Origin of the sequence: Flavobacterium endophyticum (genome assembly GCF_003634455.1) — a bacterium.
In the GTDB taxonomy this organism is placed as follows: Bacteria; Bacteroidota; Bacteroidia; order Flavobacteriales; family Flavobacteriaceae; genus Flavobacterium; species Flavobacterium endophyticum.
Window position 1 is genome coordinate 1,741,346 of record NZ_RBLC01000001.1, and the last position, 19,298, is coordinate 1,760,643.

15 protein-coding genes and 1 pseudogene are annotated in these 19,298 nt (G+C 41.0%); 11 read left to right on the forward strand and 5 right to left on the reverse strand.

Going from position 1 to position 19,298, the window contains the following annotated elements; translation table 11 throughout:
• Nucleotides 1-65 precede the first annotated feature (65 nt).
• Nucleotides 66-1,985: a M1 family aminopeptidase gene (locus CLV94_RS07885; RefSeq protein WP_121375854.1), complete on the reverse strand. Its 1,920-nt coding sequence runs from the start codon at nt 1,983-1,985 to the stop codon at nt 66-68.
• A gap of 160 nt (nt 1,986-2,145) precedes the next feature.
• On the opposite strand from CLV94_RS07885, the gene serS reads away from it, so the two are divergent.
• The 8 genes and pseudogenes from serS to CLV94_RS07920 all read left to right on the forward strand — a co-directional run bounded on the left by serS (nt 2,146) and on the right by CLV94_RS07920 (nt 9,742).
• Nucleotides 2,146-3,417 carry a serine--tRNA ligase gene (gene serS, locus CLV94_RS07890; RefSeq protein WP_121375855.1) on the forward strand — a complete coding sequence of 424 codons (1,272 nt, stop codon included), beginning with the start codon at nt 2,146-2,148 and terminating at the stop codon, nt 3,415-3,417.
• A gap of 96 nt (nt 3,418-3,513) precedes the next feature.
• Nucleotides 3,514-5,292, forward strand: a complete 1,779-nt coding sequence (locus tag CLV94_RS07895; protein WP_121375856.1) for a tetratricopeptide repeat protein — start codon at nt 3,514-3,516, stop codon at nt 5,290-5,292.
• 95 nt (nt 5,293-5,387) lie between these two features.
• A complete protein-coding gene (locus CLV94_RS07900) occupies nt 5,388-5,708 on the forward strand; it encodes a DUF4286 family protein (protein WP_121375857.1) in 321 nt (106 codons plus the stop codon).
• 36 nt (nt 5,709-5,744) lie between these two features.
• The gene (gene rsmA, locus CLV94_RS07905; protein WP_121375858.1) at nt 5,745-6,524 is read left to right on the forward strand and encodes a 16S rRNA (adenine(1518)-N(6)/adenine(1519)-N(6))-dimethyltransferase RsmA; all 780 of its coding nucleotides are present in this window, start codon (nt 5,745-5,747) and stop codon (nt 6,522-6,524) included.
• Entirely contained in the window at nt 6,514-7,866 is a 1,353-nt protein-coding gene (gene mgtE / locus CLV94_RS07910) for a magnesium transporter (RefSeq protein ID WP_121375859.1), read from the forward strand. The genes rsmA and mgtE overlap by 11 nt, the downstream gene beginning before the upstream one ends.
• Before the next feature lie 140 nt (nt 7,867-8,006).
• A pseudogene (locus CLV94_RS07915) lies at nt 8,007-8,963 on the forward strand (2-hydroxyacid dehydrogenase); the annotation flags it as partial.
• A gap of 36 nt (nt 8,964-8,999) precedes the next feature.
• On the forward strand, nt 9,000-9,365 hold the full coding sequence (locus CLV94_RS17255) for a VOC family protein (RefSeq protein WP_394345738.1): 366 nt from the start codon (nt 9,000-9,002) through the stop codon (nt 9,363-9,365).
• A gap of 74 nt (nt 9,366-9,439) precedes the next feature.
• The gene (locus tag CLV94_RS07920) at nt 9,440-9,742 is read left to right on the forward strand and encodes a TM2 domain-containing protein (RefSeq protein ID WP_121375860.1); all 303 of its coding nucleotides are present in this window, start codon (nt 9,440-9,442) and stop codon (nt 9,740-9,742) included.
• A 57-nt stretch (nt 9,743-9,799) separates the two neighbouring features.
• Here the strand turns inward: CLV94_RS07920 and CLV94_RS07925 are convergent, their stop codons facing one another.
• Entirely contained in the window at nt 9,800-11,608 is a 1,809-nt protein-coding gene (locus CLV94_RS07925; RefSeq protein ID WP_121375861.1) for a GNAT family N-acyltransferase, read from the reverse strand.
• 147 nt (nt 11,609-11,755) lie between these two features.
• Here CLV94_RS07925 and CLV94_RS07930 point away from each other — a divergent pair, with 147 nt between their 5' ends.
• From CLV94_RS07930 to CLV94_RS07940, 3 genes are all read left to right on the forward strand, one after another.
• Nucleotides 11,756-12,517 carry an exodeoxyribonuclease III gene (locus CLV94_RS07930; RefSeq protein ID WP_121375862.1) on the forward strand — a complete coding sequence of 254 codons (762 nt, stop codon included), beginning with the start codon at nt 11,756-11,758 and terminating at the stop codon, nt 12,515-12,517.
• 42 nt (nt 12,518-12,559) lie between these two features.
• Nucleotides 12,560-13,519 carry an OmpA family protein gene (locus CLV94_RS07935; RefSeq protein ID WP_121375863.1) on the forward strand — a complete coding sequence of 320 codons (960 nt, stop codon included), beginning with the start codon at nt 12,560-12,562 and terminating at the stop codon, nt 13,517-13,519.
• 226 nt (nt 13,520-13,745) lie between these two features.
• Nucleotides 13,746-14,783 carry an NADP(H)-dependent aldo-keto reductase gene (locus CLV94_RS07940; protein WP_121375864.1) on the forward strand — a complete coding sequence of 346 codons (1,038 nt, stop codon included), beginning with the start codon at nt 13,746-13,748 and terminating at the stop codon, nt 14,781-14,783.
• Between the two features lie 72 nt (nt 14,784-14,855).
• Here CLV94_RS07940 and CLV94_RS07945 read toward each other — a convergent pair whose 3' ends face one another.
• The 3 genes from CLV94_RS07945 to CLV94_RS07955 all read right to left on the reverse strand — a co-directional run bounded on the left by CLV94_RS07945 (nt 14,856) and on the right by CLV94_RS07955 (nt 19,289).
• The gene (locus CLV94_RS07945) at nt 14,856-16,226 is read right to left on the reverse strand and encodes a PQQ-dependent sugar dehydrogenase (RefSeq protein ID WP_121375865.1); all 1,371 of its coding nucleotides are present in this window, start codon (nt 16,224-16,226) and stop codon (nt 14,856-14,858) included.
• A gap of 133 nt (nt 16,227-16,359) precedes the next feature.
• Entirely contained in the window at nt 16,360-17,970 is a 1,611-nt protein-coding gene (locus CLV94_RS07950) for a DUF4139 domain-containing protein (RefSeq protein WP_121375866.1), read from the reverse strand.
• Between the two features lie 122 nt (nt 17,971-18,092).
• Nucleotides 18,093-19,289 carry a vWA domain-containing protein gene (locus tag CLV94_RS07955; RefSeq protein WP_121375867.1) on the reverse strand — a complete coding sequence of 399 codons (1,197 nt, stop codon included), beginning with the start codon at nt 19,287-19,289 and terminating at the stop codon, nt 18,093-18,095.
• Between the last annotated feature and the right edge of the window lie 9 nt (nt 19,290-19,298).

Below are 19,298 nucleotides of genomic sequence, written 5' to 3' on the forward strand. Positions count from 1 at the left end.
TTCTACAATAAAAAAAGCAGAAGCGTTTTGACGACTTCTGCTTTTTTATATCCATGATTGGCGGATTACGCCTTGATGAACTTCATCTGTTTTGTGCCGGCATCTGTCACTATCTTGATAAAATTGACGCCTGTTGGCAGGCTAGAAACATCCCAAGACATTTCAGAAGCCCCTTCTTTTACAACCTGACCTAAGGCATTGTAGAAAATGGCTTTTTCAAGAACAACATTATCAGGAAGTTGCAATTGCAAGGTATGAGACGTAGGGTTCGGGTATAATTTTACGCCTTCCGCCAAAGCAAATTCTCCATTGCCTAACGTCATCGTGCTGTTTCTGGCAATGATATCCACATTTGGATTAAAGGAAACGCCTGTAATGGCAAACGGTACTAATTTGTCGATCGTTTGATTGTTGGCAGTATTGTCTAATACCAAATCTAACGACTGTCCTCCAGCGCCTGTTACTCTTACCGGAACTGGCATTTCAAAGAAGGAAACAGAAGGATGCGATTGTGTCTGGTTGACTACAAAACGTGCTACGCCAGGAGAAAAGTTTCTGGCAGTAATCGTATAGGTAGGATAGCCTTGTCCGTAGACCCAGTCATTAAAGAACTCGTCCAGATTCATTCCAGAAGCGGCGGCCAGATGGGCCTTTAAATCGTTGGTGGTTGCATAGCCATACGCCAAGTTTGGGTCGGCCAAGTAATTTTTTACGCCTTGGAAAAAGGCAGCATCACCCAGTTTAAAGCGAAGCATGTGAACGACCATGCCTCCTTTGTCATACGACAATCGGCTGCTGAAAATTCGGTCGCCGTCTTCGGCTTCGTCATCCGTAAGATATACGGCACCTCCTGGCGCCGAAGTAATATTATTTACCAGGCCGCTTTTCCATGATCTGAAGGCGCCAGCACCATCCATGTTTTGGATGACAAGCCCAGACAGATAGGTCGCGAATCCTTCGTTCAGCCAGATGTCTTTCCAGCTGCCGCAGGTAATCTTGTCTCCGAACCATTGGTGGCCTAATTCGTGGGCAATCAGTCCTCGGTCAAAGCCTCCCATGAAGGAAACGGTCGTGTGTTCCATTCCGCCGCCAAGAGCACATTGGGCATGCCCATATTTTTCATTGGCAAAAGGATAGGTCTCGAACAGTTGCTCAAATAGGTTCATGATCGGTACCGTTACGGCCAAGTCGTTCTGCGTTGCCGTCTGGCCTTCGGGATAGATATAGTTTACGATAGGAAAGGTGTGCGGTGCGGTTCCTGCCTGTTGCGTAAAAATTGTATAGTTTGTCACTGCAATAGCAATAAGATAAGCCGGAATCGGGTAGCTGTGGTGGAAGTGCGTCGTTTTTGAACCGTCGCCGTTATTTACCGCACTGACTTGTAGTCCGTTTGAAACGCTTGTGTATTGTGTGGCTGATTTTATATACACATCAAGGCTTTCGACCTTGTCGTTCAAGTCCTGCTTGCAAGGCCACCAGTCTCTGGCGCCGAAAGGCTCAGATAATGTGTAAAGCCCAGGATTTCCGGCATGCGTATAGGTGTTGAAGCCATCGCTGTCGGCAGGCGGCGCGCCTTCATAAACGATTGTTAGCGAATCTAAGACGTTCGTGTTTTGTACGGCAGGAAGGTTGATGACCAATTCATTGGTTCCGCTTTGCGTAAAAGTCAGTGGAACATTACGCTGCTTTACAGAACTTACGACCAGTTCGTCTGACAGGTCAAAAGTTACCGTGCTCATATTTTGTTTTGCTCTAAAATAAGTCGTCACGTCGCCAATAACGTAATAGGCATCAGGATATACTTCAAACTTGAGCCTGTGATAGGTCACGTCGTAATTCTCTGTATTCGGATTGGTCCTAAAATTTATTTTCTTAGCGGCGGCTTTGCGCTCAGCTTCAGCAATATGGCTGTTGGGAGAGGAAGTGTTTTGGGCAAAGCCAAAAGCGGACAAAAATAGTGCGAATAGCAAGTAGATTTTTTTCATAATCAAGAAAAATTTTCCAAATGTAATTAATAAAATAACACACGAAATGTTAATTTATTAGGGTCTAGCCTCTTTTTGAAACTTTATGCTTTGTTAATTGCCAACATTGCAACTGTCAACCTTTTTTCATTAAATTTGCTACCTTATAAAAACCAAGATAATGTTACAGATAGCGTTTATTAGAGAAAACCAGGAGAAAGTCCTCAAAGCTTTGGCAAAAAGAAACATGGATGCCAAGAGTATTGTTGAACTAGCCGTGCAGCTCGATGAAAAAAGAAGAGCGACACAGGCTGAAATGGACAATGTTTTGTCGGAATCGAACAAGCTATCCAAAGACATCGGCGAATTAATGAAAAGCGGCGAAAAAGCCAAGGCTGAAATACTGAAAGCCAAAACCGTTTCATTAAAAGAAAAAAGCAAAGAACTGTCTGATAAGCTGGATGTATATACCGAAGAGCTTACCGAGCAGCTGTATCTGTTGCCAAATCTTCCTGCCGATCTTGTACCAGAAGGAAAAACGCCGGAAGACAACGTAACGACCCTGCAGGAAGGAGAGATCCCAGACTTGCACGGCGAGGCATTACCGCACTGGGAACTGGTGAAAAAATATGATATCATTGATTTTGAATTAGGAAATAAGATTACCGGTGCCGGTTTTCCTGTCTACAAAGGAAAAGGAGCCAAATTGCAGCGCGCCCTGATTACTTATTTCTTAGATAAAAATACTGAAGCAGGCTACCAAGAATTTCAAGTGCCGCATTTTGTGAACGAAGCTTCGGCTTACGGAACGGGACAGCTGCCAGACAAAGAAGGACAGATGTACCATGATGCGACAGACAACTTATATATGATCCCGACGGCTGAGGTTCCGGTAACGAACTTATTCCGTGACGTGCTGTTGCAGGAAAACGAACTTCCGATCCTGGCAACAGCGTATACGCCTTGCTTTAGGAGAGAAGCCGGTTCTTACGGAGCACACGTGCGCGGCTTGAACCGTCTGCACCAATTCGACAAGGTGGAAATCGTGAGAGTAGAACACCCAGACAAATCGTATGAAGCTTTAGAAGGCATGGTTGAGCATGTGAGAACCATCTTGAATGAATTAAAGCTTCCGTACCGAATCCTTCGCCTTTGTGGCGGCGATATGGGCTTTGCTTCTGCGATGACCTATGATTTTGAAGTGTTCTCTACGGCACAAGACCGCTGGTTGGAAATCAGCTCGGTGTCTAATTTCGAGACCTTCCAGTCCAACCGATTGAAATTGCGTTTCAAAGACAAGGACGGCAAAAACCATCTGGCGCATACCTTGAACGGAAGCTCGCTGGCATTGCCGCGCGTTTTGGCAGGCATCCTTGAAAACTACCAGACTCCAGAAGGTATCGTGATTCCAGAAGTGTTGCGTCCGTATACTGGATTTGATATTATAAATTAAGGAACAATTAACCAATAGTTTACTGTAGCAATGTACTAATTCAGTTCTAAAATTGTTATATTAGTACATTGTTATATCCTTTTGCATTACACTAAGATGAAAAAGATTTTCCTCGTATTGAATTTATTCCTGTCGCTGTTTGTTTTTGGACAAAACGAGCAGCTGGCTATGAATTATTTTGATAAAGGAGAATTTGAGAAAGCCATCATCAGTTTTGACGACCTGCTGAAAAACCAGCCGGGGAATAGCTTCTATTTTCAAAAGATAGTCGAATCCTACCAGCAGCTGCAGCAATATGACAATGCCGAAAAGCGCATCCAAGAACGTTTTGAAAAGTTCAAGCAGCCGTCGCTTTTGGTCGAGCTTGGCTACAACTATCAACTGCGAAAGGATGCGGCAAAAGCTAAAAAATACTACGAGCAGGCCATTGACAAGATTAATGAGAATCCGTCCAATGTGTATACGATAGCCAATACTTTTGAGAAAAAGGTCTTGCTGGATTATGCGCTCGAAGCCTATAAGCTAGGAATAAAGCTCGAGCCGAAATTCAATTTCAACTACCAGATGGCCGTGCTTTACGGACAGCAGGGCAATACCGACCAGATGATCGAAATGTTTTTGGATGAAGCCTTTGCCAACCCAAATAGCACGATTATGATTCAAAACCAGCTGTCGCGTTTTATGACCGAAGAGGCCGAAGAATCATTCAACACCTCATTGCGCAAAGCACTTTTGGTACGTGCCCAGAAGAACCAAGATATTTTTTGGAACCAGTTCCTGAGTTGGTTTTTTGTACAGCAAAAAGACTATTCTAAAGCCTTTATACAAGAAAAAGCAATCTACAGGCGCGATCCGGAATCTTTTTCGAACATCGTAAACCTTGCCGAATTGGCGATGGAAGAAAACGAAGAAGAAACCGCAAGGGAGATTTTTGCCTTTGTTTTGGAAAACACGCAGGATCTGGATTTGCAGATTACGGCGCATTACTACCTGATGGAAGCGAAGATAAAAAAGGCACCCGAAAAAGACTATCCTGCCTTAAAAAGCGAATTGGATTTGCTTGTAAAAAAATACGGCGTGAGTCCGTATACGCTGTCGCTGCAATTGCTACAGGCGCATTTCGCAACCTTTAATCTGAAAAATCCAGAAGAAGGAAAAGCCATATTGAAACGTACGCTCGAACTGCCCTTGAGCAAATACCAGACGGCCGACGTAAAGATGGAGCTGGCGGATATTTTATTGTATGAAGAAAAATTTAACCAAGCGTTGATTTACTATTCGCAAATTGAAGAAGATTTGAAAAACGACGCGGTCGGACACGAAGCCAGCTTAAAAGCTGCCAAGACCAGCTATTTCAAGACCGATTTTGAATGGGCCTTAAAGCAGTTTCGAGAGCTCAAATCAGCTTCGACACAATTGATTGCTAACGATGCTTTAGAATTATTCCTTTTGATTAATGATAATACCGTAGCCGATTCGACCCAAGTAGGATTAAAGAAATTTGCGAGAGGCGATTATCTGCTGTACCAAAACAAAAATAAAGAAGCGTTGGAGCAATTCCAATCCATCTTAAAAGAATACAAAGGCCAAGATATTGAGGATGAAACCTTGCTCCGCATCGGCCAAACCTATGAAAAGCTTGGAGACTTTAATGCCGCCCTAAGCCAATACCAGATTATAATCGACAATTATAAGGACGGAATCTATATTGACGAGGCGCTTTATTTCTCGGCTGAAATCTATAACAAGCAACTAAAAGACATAGAAAAAGCCAAAGCACTTTATGAGCAGGTGCTCTTTAATCATGAAGACAGCATTTATTTTGTAGAAGCAAGGAAAAAATTCAGGCAGCTGCGCGGTGATGCTAATTTGTAATTGTTGAATTACGAATTACGAATTACGAATTACGAATTACGAATTTTCTAATCTATTCGTCGAATAAGAAGTCTAAAATCTAATACTCCAAAGAAATGATCATATACAACGTAACTACAAATATTCACGAATCAGTTCATGACGAATGGCTGAACTGGATGCAGCGCACTCATATTCCGGCCGTTTTGGCGACAGGCAAATTTGTGTCGGCTCATCTTGTGAAAGTCTTGGTGGAAGAAGAAATGGGTGGGAAGACCTATTCGGTTCAGTTTTGGACAGACTCACGAGAAAAACTAGAGAAATACTATCTGGAAGATGCACCCATACTGCGCCAAGAAAGCCAGAAACTATTCGGCGACAAGATGCTTTCTTTCAGAACCGAACTGGAATTCATCAGCGAGCACAAGACCGTTTAGTCGGCCTAAATCATAAATCCAAAATCACAAATCAAAATGGATAAAGTAAAAGCCAAGAAACATCTTGGACAGCATTTCCTTACGGATGAAAATATAGCAAAGAAAATTGCAGATACCCTCCATTTTGAAGGATATGAAGATGTTTTGGAAATCGGTCCGGGAATGGGCGTGCTGACCAAATACCTGCTCGAAAAGCCGATAAATACGTACGTAATTGAAATAGACACCGAATCGGTAGACTATCTTAATGCCAATTACCCGAAGCTTCACAACCATATCATTTCTAAAGACTTCCTGAAATACAACATCAATGAGGTTTTTGAAGGAAAGCAGTTCGCGATAATCGGGAACTTTCCGTATAATATCTCGTCGCAGATTGTGTTTAGGGCTTTGGAGCTGCGCAACCAGATTCCCGAGTTTTCCGGCATGTTCCAAAAAGAAGTAGCCGAAAGAATCTGTGAGAAAAAAGGCTCGAAAACCTACGGCATACTGTCTGTTTTGGTGCAAGCGTTTTATGATGCCGAATACCTTTTTACGGTACATGAAAACGTATTCAATCCGCCGCCGAAAGTCAAATCAGGCGTGTTACGATTAAAAAGAAAAGAAAACTTCACCTTGCCGTGCAGCGAAAAGCTCTTTTTTAATGTAGTAAAAACAGGTTTCCAGCAGCGAAGAAAAACATTGCGAAACAGCTTAAAATCTCTAAATCTTTCGGATAATTTGAGAGAAGATACTATCTTTGACCTCCGTCCGGAACAGCTGGATGTACAGCAATTTATAGCAATAACCCAAAAAATAGAAGCCGATGCAGTTTAAAATCAGTAAGGAGCTTATTCTTCAGATTGAAGAATTAATCTTGAGCAAAAACGACCAGCAACTGGAAACCCTGCTCAACGATATGCACCACGCTGATATTGCCGAAATCCTTGACGAATTGGATTTTGATGAGGCTACCTATATCTTCAAGATTCTTGATAGTGAAAAAACCGCAGAGATTCTTCTGGAACTGGAAGACGACCTGCGAGAAAATATCCTAAGCAGGCTTTCGCCTAAAGAAATCGCCGAAGAGCTCGATGAGCTGGATACCGATGATGCGGCAGACATCATCGCCGAGCTTTCTACCGACATCAAAAATGAGGTAATCTCAGAACTTATCGATGTCGAGCATGCCAAAGACATCGTCGACCTTTTGCGCTATGATGAAGATACTGCCGGGGGTTTGATGGGGAAAGAGCTCGTAAAAGTAAACGAAAACTGGAACGTACTCACCTGCGTCAAAGAAATGCGCATACAGGCAGAAAATATTTCCAGAGTACACTCTATTTATGTAGTTGACGACGAAAACCGACTAAAAGGAAGACTGTCGCTCAAAGACCTTTTGACGACTTCTACCAAAACACCGATCAGTGAAGTATACATTCCTAAAGTAGATTATGTCCGTGTCGATACCGAAGACGTTGAGGTAGCCCGTATCATGCAAAAATATGACTTGGAAGCCATTCCTGTAGTCGATGAGCTGGGGCGCTTGGTCGGAAGAATTACCATCGACGATATCGTCGATGTTATCAAGGACGAAGCCGACAAAGATTACCAGTTAGCGGCCGGTATCTCACAAGACGTTGAAGCGGATGACAGCATCATAGAACTGACCAAAGCCCGACTTCCGTGGCTTGTCCTGGCACTTTTGGGCGGTTTTATAACCGTAAGGGTGCTCGGTCTTTTTGAAGGCGCGATGCTGGAACACGGCAACCTCTTTTTCTTTACGCCGCTGATTGCCGCGATGGCAGGAAACGTAGGCGTGCAATCTTCTGCGATTATCGTACAGGGTCTTGCCAATAACACCTTGAGCGGTTCGCTTTTCAACCGACTTATCAAAGAAATTTCCTTGAGCCTTTTGAACGGTGTTATTCTCGCTTCGATACTATTCATCGGAAGCCACTTTCTCTTAAACGTAGAATTCATCATCGGTATTATCGTGACGATTGCGCTGATTTCCGTAATCATTATCGCTTCGCTTATCGGGACATTCATCCCTTTATTGCTGAACAAATTCGGAATCGATCCCGCTTTGGCAACAGGCCCTTTTATTACCACCAGCAATGATATTTGCGGAATATTGATTTATTTCTCCATAGCAAAACTTATCCTCGGATTTTAGATTTGGGCATTCCCCAAGGGTCGCGCTTTCCGCTCTATCTTTCCAAACTCAAAGAGTTTGAAAAGGATGCCGCTTCAATCGCTAATGCGAGCGTCGGGTCGCGAATTATTTTTTAACTTTGAAAGAAATTCCATCAAAGCATGATACCGAAAGACATAAAAATACTGCACATCGATAGCAATAATCCATTGCTCATGAATCAGCTTCAAGAATCAGGTTTCACCAACCATGAAGATTTCAAATCCTCAAAAGAAGAAATCGAAGCCAAGATTCAAGACTATCACGGAATCGTAATCCGAAGCCGGTTTAAGATCGACAAGAACTTTCTAGACAAAGCCGCCAATCTGCAATTTATTGCCAGAGTCGGTGCCGGACTCGAAAGCATTGATTGCAATTATGCCGCAACAAAAAATATAAATCTCATCGCTGCTCCCGAAGGAAACCGAAATGCCGTAGCGGAACATTCTTTAGGGATGTTACTCTCACTTTTTAATAAGCTGAACCAAGCCGATCAAGAAATTCGTTCCGGACATTGGAACCGTGAGAAAAATCGCGGACACGAGCTAGACGGAAAAACCGTAGGAATCATCGGTTACGGAAACATGGGCAAATCCTTCGCCAAAAAGCTACGTGGCTTTGATGTGGAAGTACTGTGTTATGATATCTTGGAAAATGTAGGCGATGCCAATGCAAAACAAGTTTCTCTGCAAGAACTCCAAGAAAAAGCAGATGTCTTGAGCCTGCACATTCCGTGGACTCCAGAAACGGACAAGTTGGTCAATACAGCCTTTATCGACGCTTTTGAAAAACCATTTTGGCTGATTAATACCTCAAGAGGGAAAAATGTTGTCACAGCCGATTTGGTCGAAGCCTTAAAATCTGACAAGATATTAGGAGCCGGACTCGATGTCTTGGAATATGAAAAGCTATCTTTTGAGACGCTGTTTGAAGAAGACAAAGTTCCAGATGCGTTCCAGTATCTTTTGGAATCGGATAAAGTTATCTTGTCGCCTCATATTGCCGGATGGACTTTTGAAAGCCATGAAAAGCTGGCGCAGACTATCGTAGACAAAATCAACCAACTGTATTTTGGCGAAACTCCAGAAGTAAAAGAGCAGAAGCGCGTTACGGGAATTGGAGGTTTTTTCTTTAAATCAGAAGACCCGAAAGCACTAAGAGATTGGTATAGAAAACACTTGGGATTAGACACGAACGATTATGGATGTACCTTCCGATGGAAAAACGAGAAAGGAGAAGATTGTTCGACCCAATGGTCGCCGTTTAAAAGCGATACCAACTATTTTAGCCCTTCTGAAAAACAGTTTATGCAGAATTTCAGGGTAGAAAAGCTAGAAGAATTATTGGCAAAATTAAAAGAAGAAGGCGTTCAAGTAATTGGCGAGATGGAAAGCTATGATTATGGAAATTTTGGCTGGATTTTGGACTTGGAAGGGAACAAGATTGAGTTGTGGGAGCCTATGGACGAGACGGTTTTGTAAATTTTAAAAATTTGTACTTCTATTTCAATTATTTTGTTAATTTTACTACATAAACCAACAAATACCAAAAAAACATGTCAGAAATTGAAAATGAATTTAAAGAAACTGCTAGAGAATTTTCTCAAGGAGCTCAAGACGCTTTAGGACAAGATAATAAAAAAATCGTTGCGGGCATTTTGGCTTTGCTTATAGGCTCTTTAGGAATCCATAAATTTATTTTAGGATACACCAAAGAGGGAATCATCCAAATCGTAATCTCAATCGTAACTTGCGGTATTGCAGGTATCATTCCTTTTATCGAAGGAATCATCTACTTGACAAAATCAGATGCTGATTTTTACAATACATACCAAGTAGGAAGAAGACCTTGGTTTTAAGATAATTCCAGTTTTTACAAGATAAAAAAACCAAGACATTGTCTTGGTTTTTTGTTTTTATATGTTTTCTCCTTTTTCAGCGAGTTTCCTTTCGAGCTCTGCCTGGAATTCTTCCATAACAGGCTTCATGGTGCTTTCCGGTATATCGGCAATTCGGATGTACATTAATCCGTCGACAGCATTATTAAACAGCGGATCGACATTAAAAGCGACCACTCGCGCATTCTGCTTGATGTATTTTTTGATCAATACCGGCAAGCGAAGGCTGCCTGGTTCTAATTCGTCAATTATCTTATCGAATTTGATTAGGTCGGCTTCGGCTTCGTCGAAGATAAAATCTTTGTCGGCATCTTTCAGTTTTACCTTAAATTCTTTTTTAGGATGTACGTATTGCGCAATATACGGATCGTAATAATGCGATTTCATAAATTCGATCATTAGCGATTTTGAGAAATCAGAAAACTGGTTGCTGATGCTCACGCCTCCAATCAAGAATTTATGTTCCGGATAACGTAAGGTCGTATGAACAATCCCTTTCCACAATAAGAACAAAGGCATTGGTTTTTGTTGGTATTCTTTAGTGATGAAAGCACGACCCATTTCAATGGACTTGCTCATCATGTCGTACAATTCTGGTTCAAATCGGAAAAGCTCCTGAAGGTAGAAACCGTCAATGCCGTACTTCGGAAAGATTTCAGCACCCAATCCCATTCGGTAGGCACCGGCAATTTGCTTGGTCTCATCATCCCACAAAAACATGTGGTGGTAGTATTTGTCGAATTGGTCTAAGTCTAAGGACTGGTTGGTTCCTTCCCCGACTTCCCGAAACGTAATTTCTCTCAAACGTCCTAATTCATGCAGAATGTTTGGGATATTATTGGCTTCGGTAAAAAACACTTCATAATTTTTGCTTTGCAACAGTCGACAGTCTGTCTTTCTTAAAGCATTTACTTCATTGACAATCTGCTCATGGTTGGCAGGCATCGCAATCTGTTTCGGGCTTCTCGGAATCTTTAAGTTTGACGTATCCAGCAACTTGGTTTCCTTTTCAAAAGGATTGGCCAGCATATAGGTCTTTTTTCTCAAGAACTCTGAGTATTCTTCTATTTTTTCGTATTCGTTCTGCTCGGTTACTGAAATTGGCTTTCCGATTCTAACCTTGATTACGCGGTCTTTCTGCGTAAGCAATTCGGAGGGAAGCTTTGCCGTTCGTAACGTATCATCAAGCTTGGACAGGAAGTAAAAAAGTTTGCTGTTTTTGGCATGAAAATAAATCGGGATTACAGGAACTTTCGCTTTTTTGATTAGCTTGATAGCGCCTTCTTCCCAAGGTTTGTCTACGACTAATTTTCCGTCTTTGTATGTGGAAACTTCTCCGGCAGGAAACATTCCCAACGGTTTTCCGTCACTTAGATGGCGCAAGGTTTCCTTGATTCCAATTACGCTCGATTTGGCATCCTTATGGGTTTCAAAAGGATTAACGGGCATGATATACGGTTTCATTGGGTCGATCCTGTGCAAAAGGAAATTCGCAATAATCTTAAAATTCGGTTCTCTTTCGAGCATCAATTTCAAAAGCAGTATTCCGTCGATGCCGCCAAGCGGATGGTTTGAAATCGTAATGTAAGCGCCGTCTTTCGGAAGGCGTTTCAAATCTTCTTCAGGAATCTCAAACTTAATCTGAAACTCGTCCAATATAGCATTCAGGAACTCTACATCTCTTAAATGCTTGTTCCTGTCGTAAATTTTATTTAAAGTGGAAATCTTGAGTATTTTCATTAGCAGCCAGCCTGAAAAAGTTCCCAAAACCCCATATTTATCAGTGTTTATTGCTTTTGCAACTTCTTTAGCGGTAACTAAACCCATTTATTGTTTGTTTTTGTGCGTAAAAAAACAAAGATAGCAAAATTGCTTTAACACGTTCATTTTTTTCGCCATACTATCGCAGAGATTTTGCCCGCGGATATAATCTTTTTTTACTTACTTTTGAAAAAGTCAAAACACAAAGCAACCATGAGAATTATCTCCTACAATGTCAATGGAATAAGGGCAGCCATTGCAAAAGGCTTCCTCGAATGGCTGGAACATGCGAGTCCGGACATTATTTGTCTTCAAGAAATTAAAGCAACGCCAGACCAGATTCCGTTAGACGAATTTGAAAAAGCAGGCTATCCTTATAATTATTGGTTTCCGGCACAAAAGAAAGGCTATAGCGGCGTGGCCGTTTTATGCAAGACAAAGCCGAACAATGTAGTCTTTGGCACAGGAATCGAGCACATGGATTTTGAAGGCAGGAATCTTCGTGTTGACTACGATGATTTTTCAGTGATGAGCCTGTATCTTCCTTCGGGCACGAATATTTTGAGGCTCGATCATAAATTTATGTATATGGATGATTTCCAGAATTATATCAACGAGCTCAAAAAAGAAGTTCCCAATCTTTTGATCTGCGGCGATTATAATATCTGCCACGAAGCCATTGATATCCATGATCCGATTCGAAATGCAAAAGTGTCAGGATTTCTTCCAGAAGAGCGTTCTTGGTTGGATCTTTTTATGAAAAACGGATTCATCGATTCGTTCCGCCACTTCAATAAAGATCCGCATCATTACACGTGGTGGAGCTACAGGGCCAATGCCAGAAACAATAACAAAGGTTGGAGAATCGATTATATTCTTGCCAGCCGTGCTATAGAAAACAGGCTAAAGCGATCTGTAATCTTGCCCGATGCCAAACATTCGGACCACTGTCCTGTTTTAGTAGAAATAGAGTAGATTCCCTAAAAACTAGAAATAAATAAAAACCAATTCAAAATCATGATTAAAAAAGTAACGTTAGGAGTATTAGCCCTGGCATTAACCACTTCGTGTGTTTCGTCGAAAGTTTACAAAGAACTGGAAGACAAATACGCCAACCTGAAAAAAGAAAACCGAAATCTTTCTGACGAGAACCAAGATCTTACGAAAGCAAAAAACCAGCTAGACATCGAAAGCAAAGACTTGAAGGCGCAATTAGAAAAGCTGAAAGCAGAAAGAGACAAACTAGCAGCAGATTATGCAGCGGCCAGCGCAAACTTGAATACGTTGAAATCATCGTACGCTGCTCTTGAAAAAAACAGCGGTGATGCTTTAGATACCAACATGAAGAAAAATCGTGAACTATTGGCGCAGCTGGAAGCTAAAGAAAAAGCATTGGCAGCCGAGCAAGAAAGATTAAACAAATTACAAGCCGAATTGAAGGAACGTTCTTCTAGAGTTGATGAACTAGAAGGAATGATTGCTGCCAAAGAAGAAAGCATGAGAAAGCTGAAAGAAACACTTTCGAAAGCATTGAACAGCTTTGAAGGAAAAGGCTTGACAGTGGAACAAAAGAACGGAAAAGTATATGTTTCTATGGAAAACAAACTCCTTTTTGGTTCAGGAAGTTGGTCTGTTGGAACTGAAGGTAGAAGAGCTGTTGTAGAAGTAGGTAAAGTGTTGGGCGTAAATCCAGACATTTCTGTCTTGATTGAAGGCCACACCGATAACGTTCCGTATGGCGGAACCGGACAGATTACAGATAACTGGGATTTGTCTACAAAACGTGCTACGGCTATCGTGAATATCCTGGCCGAAAATAAAGCCATCGACAAAAAGAACCTTACAGCTGCAGGACGTGGCGAATATGCTCCGTTAGCTTCTAATGAAACAGCAGAAGGAAAAGCGAAGAACAGAAGAATCGAGATTATCTTGACTCCAAAATTGGACGAGATTTCTAAGATGTTGAATGAATTGTAGAAATTAGGTGCTAAGTTGCTGAGGTACTAAGTTGCTAAGACTTTAGGTATTTAAGCGATAAAGTTTTTTGTTTATAATATAAAGACTCAGGACATTTGTTTTGGGTCTTTTTTAATTTAACGGACAACCCAAACCTTAGCACCTCAGAACCTTAGCACCTCGATCTCTTAATCCCTCAAAACTTTGTACCTTAGCGCCTCAAAAACCTAGCAACTTAGTACCTTAAATGAACTATAATACTCTTCCCAATACCGACCTAAAAGTCAGCGAAATCTGTCTCGGAACCATGACTTTTGGGCAACAAAATACAGAAGCAGACGGACATTCTCAACTGAATTTTGCACTTGACAAAGGCATTAATTTTATTGATACAGCCGAAATGTACCCTGTTCCCGCACGCGAAAAAACGACAGGCGAGACAGAACGAATTATCGGGAGCTGGCTACAGAAATCAGGAAGAAGAAACGATATAGTTCTGGCTACAAAAATTGCAGGCCCGAATAGAGGAATGCCTTATGTGCGAGAAGACATGGCCTATACGCATGAAACATTAAAGCTCTCTGTTGAAAAAAGCCTAAAACGACTCCATACGGATTATATCGATTTATACCAATTGCATTGGCCGGAACGCAAATCAAACATGTTCGGACAGCGCGGATTCAAGATCCAAGAAGATGCGTGGGAAGATAACATACAATCTGTTTTGGAAGCCTTACAAGAATTAATCCAAGGAGGAAAAATTCGAGCAATAGGTGTTTCTAATGAGACGCCTTGGGGCGTAATGCGTTTTTTGGAAGAAAGCAAAAAGCATAATCTGCCGAGAATTTCTACCATCCAAAATCCGTATTCTTTGCTCAACCGTACTTTTGAAGTTGGGCTTTCGGAAACGGCCTATCGTGAAAATGTCGGTCTTTTGGCCTATTCGCCATTGGCTTTTGGTACCCTGTCTGGAAAATTCCTTACGGGAGAAGAACATCCGCAAGCCCGATTGAATTTGTTTCCGAATTTTACGCGATACAATTCACAACAAACAAAAGAAGCTACAAAGCTCTATCAAGAAACCGCTACACGATTCGGACTGACCTTGACTGAAATGTCTTTGGCCTTTATCCGTCAGCAGCAGTTTGTGACCGCTACAATTATCGGAGCGACTAATTTAAAACAGCTGGAAGAAAATATTAATTCTGCAGCTACCGTACTTTCTGAGGAAGTGCTAAAAGCTATTGACGAAATCCAAGCCATTTGGCCGAATCCAGCACCTTAGGCAAAAATAAAATCGTGGCTTCTTGTTTTTAAGAAGAAGCCACGATTTTGCTAATATAGGTTAAGTCACAGATTATTTTTTCCCCAATTTTGAAGTGAATCGGTTTCCAGAAACATCTTCTATAGTAACAACATAAATACCTGTTTTTAGCGAAGCTATATTGATCGTATTGATAGGCGTATTTTCTAATTTCTGTTCCAACAAAAGCTTTCCTGATAAATCGATAATCGAGATTTTCTGAAGGATGTTTTCGTTAGCACTAGACAAGAAAAGCTCTGAATCCGCAGGATTTGGATACATAGAGAATCCATGTTGTGCGAAATCATCGTTGCTCAATGCTGTGTCAATAACTCTATATACAATGTCTTGAGACGTTCCGGTCACGAACAATTCGCCACTTGAATTTTCTCCAAAAGAAGTAAAAGAGTTCGATCCAGAAAAATTGGCAGAATAGGTTATTGTTCCTGTGGTACTCACCATTCCAATTCTATTTACACAGTAATCAGCAAAGAAATATTTGTTCTGCATGGCAGGATAGGTACTTCCCGTATATACATAACCACCAGTGATCGAACAGCCTCCTGTGGATGCATGCGTATATTGAGCCACAGGAAAAGTCATCGTTGACATGGCAGCACAGCCAGCTGTATTGTACGGACTGTTGCCTTCATAGCATCTCCAGCCGTAGTTTAGTCCAGCAGCTGTAGGACTTACTTTGTTTATTTCCTCAACTTGATCCTGTCCTACATCGGCAATCCATAAATCACCGTTAAGTCTATTGAACGAAAATTTCCAAGGATTACGAAGTCCGATGGCCCAGATTTCATCTGCTCCAGCTGTCGCTCCGGCATAAGGATTTGTAGGAGGGATTCCGTAAGGGGACCCAGAATTCACATCGATTCTCAACATTTTTCCTAAAAGTTCGTTGATATTTTGCGCTCTGTTTCCAGGATCGCCACCGCTTCCGCCATCACCCATACCGATATACAAATAGCCGTCAGGACCAAATTTTATGGTACCTCCGTTATGATTGGAAAAAGGCTGAGCAATTGTCATCAGGATAGTTCCTGTCGTATTCGCGACATCAGGATTAGCACTTACAGAATATCTGGCGATTACGGTACTTCCGCCAGTATTAGTATAATTGACATAAAAAAAGCCGTTTGTAGCATAATTAGGATGGAACGCCAAACCCAAAAGTCCTCTTTCTCCGCAACAGCTCACTAGGCTCGAAATATTAAGAAAAGGAGTCGCGTTTATGGTTCCGGTTGAACTGACGATTTTGATAATTCCGGCCTGTTCTACGACAAACAATCTGGAATCTCCAGCATGGGCAATTTCAATAGGATTCGTGAATCCTGTTGCAAAAGGAACTATTCCTATAGTCTGCGAGAATGCTAGGCTTGAGAATAGTAATACTAATGATTGTAAAGTTGTTTTCATTTTATAGCAATTAGGTTAGGAAGTAAATTTATAAAATAATTTTTGAAAATACTCATAATGAAATGTTTACATTTTTGAATTATAAGTATTTTTTTAATAAAAAAGCCTCATTATTGAAATGAGGCTTCCTTTTTTAAAGATTGTCGATGATTTTATTTTTAGGGTATTTGACGGTATAGCTGATTCGTATTTTCTTGGTTTCGTTCGGCTTCAGATTTAAATCCCAAGTAAGAATTCCAGTTTCGGCGTTGACTTTTGCATTGTCGCTCTGCTTTAATTCGATTTCGATTTCCTTGTCGGTGCTTAGCGGATATTGATCCTTGAGCATCAATTGGACAGCTTCTTTTTTGTTGTTTCTTACGGTCGTTTCAAACGTAAAGGTCTGCATCTTGTTTGAAGACAGAAATTTTGTCCCCGATTTGTCTACTACTTTTTCGCGTTTGATGGAAATCTTCTTATCTCTTCCCATGCTCAAGTTCAAGGTGTCAGAAGTCTGGTTCGGATCAACAAACGTTTTTCCGACATACATTCCTTCAAAAATAATATTGGCTTCACCTTTCAGCAGGTTGTATTTTGAATAGTCGCTGATTTCTGCCAGCAAGAAAGCTTCTTTGTCCACTGTCGGAGCCGCATAATATTTATACGTCGCTGGTAATTTTATTTCTTTTAAAGCGACGCTGTGTTTTTTGCCGTTGGATAAGATATCGTACGGAATGTCAATATCAAACGAAATATTCAATTGGTTTTCTGAAATGGTCGTAAAGTTTGAAATTGATGCTTTAGCTAATGCTTTATCTTTTCGGGTATTAATAGCTTGTACGACTACTTCCTGCAATTCATTGCTTCTGACGTCATCATTTTGCTTATATTCTTGCTCATATCCATATCTCAAGAACCAGGCTTGTAATAACGGAGCTTGATTGTTTTGATTCGGAACTCCCGATGATAAAGTCAGTTTTACGTTTTTCCAATCAATTCCTGTGCTTTGTACTACTTGTGCTTTGTACATCATTTCAATCGGCGATGCAACGCTGTTAGCTCTCAAGTCATAAAAAGGAGACCAAGTCGCGCTGTTGGTCAGATACGAAATTTCTAAAGGCACATTTCCTGCAACTTCGTTCATGACCTGCAAGACTAATTTTCCAGAGGATATTTTTTCTTCATTTTTGTTGTTGACTTCCAGTTTGTCATTCAATTTCTGTAGCGTTTCGTTAAGTTTCTGTTCTTTTTCTGCCAAGAGATTGATGCTGTTGCTCAGTTCTGTTCTTTTTGCTTTGTAGTAGTCTACCATTTTCATCAATTCCGTTACATTCAGTCCAGAATTTTGCCCGGAAACCTGCTGGTTTTTGTCCAATAAGTCGATGGTTTTTCCTTCGGAGACTTTAGCATTAACAATTTTCACAATTTCTTTTTTAACGATAAGGATGCTGTCTTTTACTTTTTTTACCGAAGGAGAATTGGTGTCGATTTCATATTCAGAGATATAATTGTCTGTGAATTGAACAGACAGCACCGTTAATGTAGGCGACGTTCCAATCTGGATTGAATTTTCATTGACCCAGTTGGCCACGTTTTTCACCACGATTTCATGAGTTCCAGCCGGAAGGTTTACGCTGGCCGTTTGGGAGATTTCTGCCGCATTGAAGTAAACCGTCGCCGCTTTTACTTTTGCTGTCGTGAATACAGGCTTTTGGGCGTATAATGATGCTTGGAACATAAATAACAAAATGAGAAACTTTTTCATAATAAAAATTTAAAGATTAGTCTTTTCTTTATAAGAGAGTGAAAAGAAGCAAAAGGTTGGGACGAAAGGAAAATAAGTAAGCCTCACAGAGAAATTTCTATGAGGCTTACTGGGATTAAAGCCTATTTTTCAGCGGTATAGCCTTTTATTTTTGCAAAGTCTAAAATCGATGAAGCAATAGCATTTCCTAAATCATCTTGTTTTTTGCCTTTTTTATTTTCGGTATCGATATAGTCTTGGCGTTGTTTTGCCAACTGTGCCATTTCTTTCTGTATCGTTTCTCTTTCTTTGGTTTTTTGGTCTACGATTGTTTTTAGTTCTGCTGCCGATTTGTTCTGTAATTCTTTTGGAAGCTCCTCTTTTTTGATTTTCTGCAAAGCCGTTTTGTCCTCTTTCACACGGTCGACCAAATCCCAAGAGTCGTTTTTATAAACGGCTTTCGATTTGCTGACAGCACGTTCTGCATAATTAGAAGAAGAAACCGATTCCGCATTTTTGTCTTGCATAGCCTGCATTTCTTTCTTTTCATAACCTTGTTTTCCATAGCCCACATAGGTCGAATTCAAGCGCTCGTTGCATTTGTAGATCCTGTCGTCATAAGGAGTCACGATATAGCGTACTTTCTCGTCAGAATCAATATTGAAGTATTTTCCTTGTCCTCGCTCGGCTCCGTCTTTCCACATGGTGTTGATGCCTTCCATCGATCCGCCGCAGAAAATCGTATTGACATAAATGTCATTCTTCAAAGCGTCGCTGATGGCTTCCTTATAGCTAATATCGCCTTGGTTGAAAGGTTCGTTTCCGGCAATATAAAGCAATTTCATGTTTACTTTTCCTTTTCCCCATTCCAGTTGTTTGGTAGCATCTTGAATTACGGCACCGCAATATTCAGAACCTCCGTTGGTTCGCAATGAAAATAATTTTTCCGAGATAAGGTCTAAATCGGTAGAAAGCGGTGTTACTTGGCGGATATAATTTGAAGATGAAGACAATCCGTCGTTTCCGTATTCATAAAGCGCAATTTCTATTTTTGGATTTTTCCCTTCATATTTTAGCGTTGTCAAGGTATTGACGATATTCCAAAGCCTTGATTTTGCTTGGTCAATCAAACCGTCCATGCTGTTGGAAGTATCTAGCAGCAAGGCCACTTGAATTTTTGTATTGCCGTCGTCTTCTGGAGCGACCATAGCCAATTCAGGTCCAGGTTCAGTACCCGTTTCTGGGTCTTGCTCTTTCGGATTTTTTTTAAAGAAATCGCAGCTTCCAAAACAGAATGAGGTAGCCAAAAGAAGCGATGCAAAAAGGATTTTCGTTTTCATGATTTGTTG

What these genes read in the sequence shown, in the direction of transcription:
- CLV94_RS07935 (WP_121375863.1), top strand. Translation starts at nt 12,560, where the DNA reads ATGATTAAAAAAGTAACGTTAGGAGTATTAGCCCTGGCATTAACCACT.
- CLV94_RS07885 (WP_121375854.1), bottom strand. Translation starts at nt 1,985, where the DNA reads ATGAAAAAAATCTACTTGCTATTCGCACTATTTTTGTCCGCTTTTGGC.
- CLV94_RS07900 (WP_121375857.1), top strand. Translation starts at nt 5,388, where the DNA reads ATGATCATATACAACGTAACTACAAATATTCACGAATCAGTTCATGAC.
- CLV94_RS07955 (WP_121375867.1), bottom strand. Translation starts at nt 19,289, where the DNA reads ATGAAAACGAAAATCCTTTTTGCATCGCTTCTTTTGGCTACCTCATTC.
- CLV94_RS07950 (WP_121375866.1), bottom strand. Translation starts at nt 17,970, where the DNA reads ATGAAAAAGTTTCTCATTTTGTTATTTATGTTCCAAGCATCATTATAC.
- CLV94_RS07920 (WP_121375860.1), top strand. Translation starts at nt 9,440, where the DNA reads ATGTCAGAAATTGAAAATGAATTTAAAGAAACTGCTAGAGAATTTTCT.
- mgtE (WP_121375859.1), top strand. Translation starts at nt 6,514, where the DNA reads ATGCAGTTTAAAATCAGTAAGGAGCTTATTCTTCAGATTGAAGAATTA.
- rsmA (WP_121375858.1), top strand. Translation starts at nt 5,745, where the DNA reads ATGGATAAAGTAAAAGCCAAGAAACATCTTGGACAGCATTTCCTTACG.
- serS (WP_121375855.1), top strand. Translation starts at nt 2,146, where the DNA reads ATGTTACAGATAGCGTTTATTAGAGAAAACCAGGAGAAAGTCCTCAAA.
- CLV94_RS07930 (WP_121375862.1), top strand. Translation starts at nt 11,756, where the DNA reads ATGAGAATTATCTCCTACAATGTCAATGGAATAAGGGCAGCCATTGCA.
- CLV94_RS07940 (WP_121375864.1), top strand. Translation starts at nt 13,746, where the DNA reads ATGAACTATAATACTCTTCCCAATACCGACCTAAAAGTCAGCGAAATC.
- CLV94_RS07925 (WP_121375861.1), bottom strand. Translation starts at nt 11,608, where the DNA reads ATGGGTTTAGTTACCGCTAAAGAAGTTGCAAAAGCAATAAACACTGAT.
- CLV94_RS07895 (WP_121375856.1), top strand. Translation starts at nt 3,514, where the DNA reads ATGAAAAAGATTTTCCTCGTATTGAATTTATTCCTGTCGCTGTTTGTT.
- CLV94_RS07945 (WP_121375865.1), bottom strand. Translation starts at nt 16,226, where the DNA reads ATGAAAACAACTTTACAATCATTAGTATTACTATTCTCAAGCCTAGCA.